General features: G+C 56.3%; 1 rRNA gene. It reads left to right on the forward strand.

Annotation, left to right across the window (positions count from 1 at the left end):
* The first annotated feature begins 57 nt into the window (after nucleotides 1-57).
* A 23S ribosomal RNA gene (locus tag ACFUNE_RS37495) occupies nucleotides 58-3,183 on the forward strand.
* Nucleotides 3,184-3,205 lie beyond the last annotated feature (22 nt).

Genomic DNA, 3,205 nt, shown 5'->3' on the forward strand with positions numbered 1-3,205 from the left:
GGGGTGATGGGTGGCTGGTCGTTGTTTGAGAACTGCACAGTGGACGCGAGCATCTGTGGCCAAGTTTTTAAGGGCGCACGGTGGATGCCTTGGCACCAGGAACCGATGAAGGACGTGGGAGGCCACGATAGTCCCCGGGGAGCTGTCAACCAAGCTTTGATCCGGGGGTTTCCGAATGGGGAAACCCGGCAGCCGTCATGGGCTGTCACCCGCTGCTGAACACATAGGCAGTGTGGAGGGAACGAGGGGAAGTGAAACATCTCAGTACCCTCAGGAAGAGAAAACAACCGTGATTCCGGGAGTAGTGGCGAGCGAAACTGGATCAGGCCAAACCGTATGCGTGTGATACCCGGCAGGGGTTGCGCATGCGGGGTTGTGGGATCTCTCTTTCACAGTCTGCCGGCTGTGAGGCGAGTCAGAAACCGTTGATGTAGGCGAAGGACATGCGAAAGGTCCGGCGTAGAGGGTAAGACCCCCGTAGCTGAAACATCAACGGCTCGTTTGAGAGACACCCAAGTAGCACGGGGCCCGAGAAATCCCGTGTGAATCTGGCGGGACCACCCGCTAAGCCTAAATATTCCCTGGTGACCGATAGCGGATAGTACCGTGAGGGAATGGTGAAAAGTACCGCGGGAGCGGAGTGAAATAGTACCTGAAACCGTGTGCCTACAAGCCGTGGGAGCGTCGCTGTATGTGCTTGCACATGCAGTCGTGACTGCGTGCCTTTTGAAGAATGAGCCTGCGAGTTAGCGGTGTGTAGCGAGGTTAACCCGTGTGGGGAAGCCGTAGCGAAAGCGAGTCCGAATAGGGCGATTGAGTTGCACGCTCTAGACCCGAAGCGGAGTGATCTAGCCATGGGCAGGTTGAAGCGGAGGTAAGACTTCGTGGAGGACCGAACCCACCAGGGTTGAAAACCTGGGGGATGACCTGTGGTTAGGGGTGAAAGGCCAATCAAACTCCGTGATAGCTGGTTCTCCCCGAAATGCATTTAGGTGCAGCGTCGTGTGTTTCTTGCCGGAGGTAGAGCACTGGATAGGCGATGGGCCCTACCGGGTTACTGACCTTAGCCAAACTCCGAATGCCGGTAAGTGAGAGCACGGCAGTGAGACTGTGGGGGATAAGCTCCATGGTCGAGAGGGAAACAGCCCAGAGCATCGACTAAGGCCCCTAAGCGTACGCTAAGTGGGAAAGGATGTGGAGTCGCAGAGACAACCAGGAGGTTGGCTTAGAAGCAGCCACCCTTGAAAGAGTGCGTAATAGCTCACTGGTCAAGTGATTCCGCGCCGACAATGTAGCGGGGCTCAAGCGTACCGCCGAAGTCGTGTCATTCACACATATAGGGCCAACGCCTGTGTGGATGGGTAGGGGAGCGTCGTGTGCCGGGTGAAGCAGCCGCGGAAGCGAGTTGTGGACGGTTCACGAGTGAGAATGCAGGCATGAGTAGCGATACACACGTGAGAAACGTGTGCGCCGATTGACTAAGGGTTCCTGGGTCAAGCTGATCTGCCCAGGGTAAGTCGGGACCTAAGGCGAGGCCGACAGGCGTAGTCGATGGACAACCGGTTGATATTCCGGTACCCGCTTTGAAACGCCCAATACTGAATCAGGCGATGCTAAGTCCGTGAAGCCGGCCCGATCTCTTCGGAGTTGAGGGTAGTGGTGGAGCCGACGAACCAGACTTGTACTAGGTAAGCGATGGGGTGACGCAGGAAGGTAGTCCAACCCGGGCGATGGTTGTTCCCGGGGTAAGGGTGTAGGCCGTGTGGTAGGTAAATCCGTCACACATTAAGGCTGAGACCTGATGCCGAGCCGATTGTGGTGAAGTGGATGATCCTATGCTGTCGAGAAAAGCCTCTAGCGAGTTTCATGGCGGCCCGTACCCTAAACCGACTCAGGTAGTCAGGTAGAGAATACCGAGGCGTTCGGGTGAACTATGGTTAAGGAACTCGGCAAAATGCCCCCGTAACTTCGGGAGAAGGGGGGCCATCACTGGTGATCCGATTTACTCGGTGAGCTGGGGGTGGCCGCAGAGACCAGCGAGAAGCGACTGTTTACTAAAAACACAGGTCCGTGCGAAGCCGTAAGGCGATGTATACGGACTGACGCCTGCCCGGTGCTGGAACGTTAAGGGGACCGGTTAGTGCACTTTCGGGTGTGCGAAGCTGAGAACTTAAGCGCCAGTAAACGGCGGTGGTAACTATAACCATCCTAAGGTAGCGAAATTCCTTGTCGGGTAAGTTCCGACCTGCACGAATGGCGTAACGACTTCTCGACTGTCTCAACCATAGGCCCGGTGAAATTGCACTACGAGTAAAGATGCTCGTTTCGCGCAGCAGGACGGAAAGACCCCGGGACCTTTACTATAGTTTGATATTGGTGTTCGGTTCGGCTTGTGTAGGATAGGTGGGAGACTTTGAAGCGGCCACGCCAGTGGTTGTGGAGTCGTCGTTGAAATACCACTCTGGTCGTGCTGGATGTCTAACCTGGGTCCGTGATCCGGATCAGGGACAGTGTCTGATGGGTAGTTTAACTGGGGCGGTTGCCTCCTAAAGAGTAACGGAGGCGCCCAAAGGTTCCCTCAGCCTGGTTGGCAATCAGGTGTTGAGTGTAAGTGCACAAGGGAGCTTGACTGTGAGACCGACGGGTCGAGCAGGGACGAAAGTCGGGACTAGTGATCCGGCAGTGGCTTGTGGAAGCGCTGTCGCTCAACGGATAAAAGGTACCCCGGGGATAACAGGCTGATCTTCCCCAAGAGTCCATATCGACGGGATGGTTTGGCACCTCGATGTCGGCTCGTCGCATCCTGGGGCTGGAGTCGGTCCCAAGGGTTGGGCTGTTCGCCCATTAAAGCGGTACGCGAGCTGGGTTTAGAACGTCGTGAGACAGTTCGGTCCCTATCCGCTGTGCGCGTAGGAATATTGAGAAGGGCTGTCCCTAGTACGAGAGGACCGGGACGGACGAACCTCTGGTGTGCCAGTTGTCCTGCCAAGGGCATGGCTGGTTGGCTACGTTCGGAAAGGATAACCGCTGAAAGCATCTAAGCGGGAAGCCTGCTTCGAGATGAGTATTCCCACCACCTTGAGTGGTTAAGGCTCCCAGTAGACGACTGGGTTGATAGGCCAGATGTGGAAGCCCGGTAACGGGTGGAGCTGACTGGTACTAATAGGCCGAGGGCTTGTCCTCAGTTGCTCGCGTCCACTGTGTT

The organism is Streptomyces sp. NPDC057287, from assembly GCF_042667905.1.
Taxonomy (GTDB): domain Bacteria; phylum Actinomycetota; class Actinomycetes; order Streptomycetales; family Streptomycetaceae; genus Streptomyces.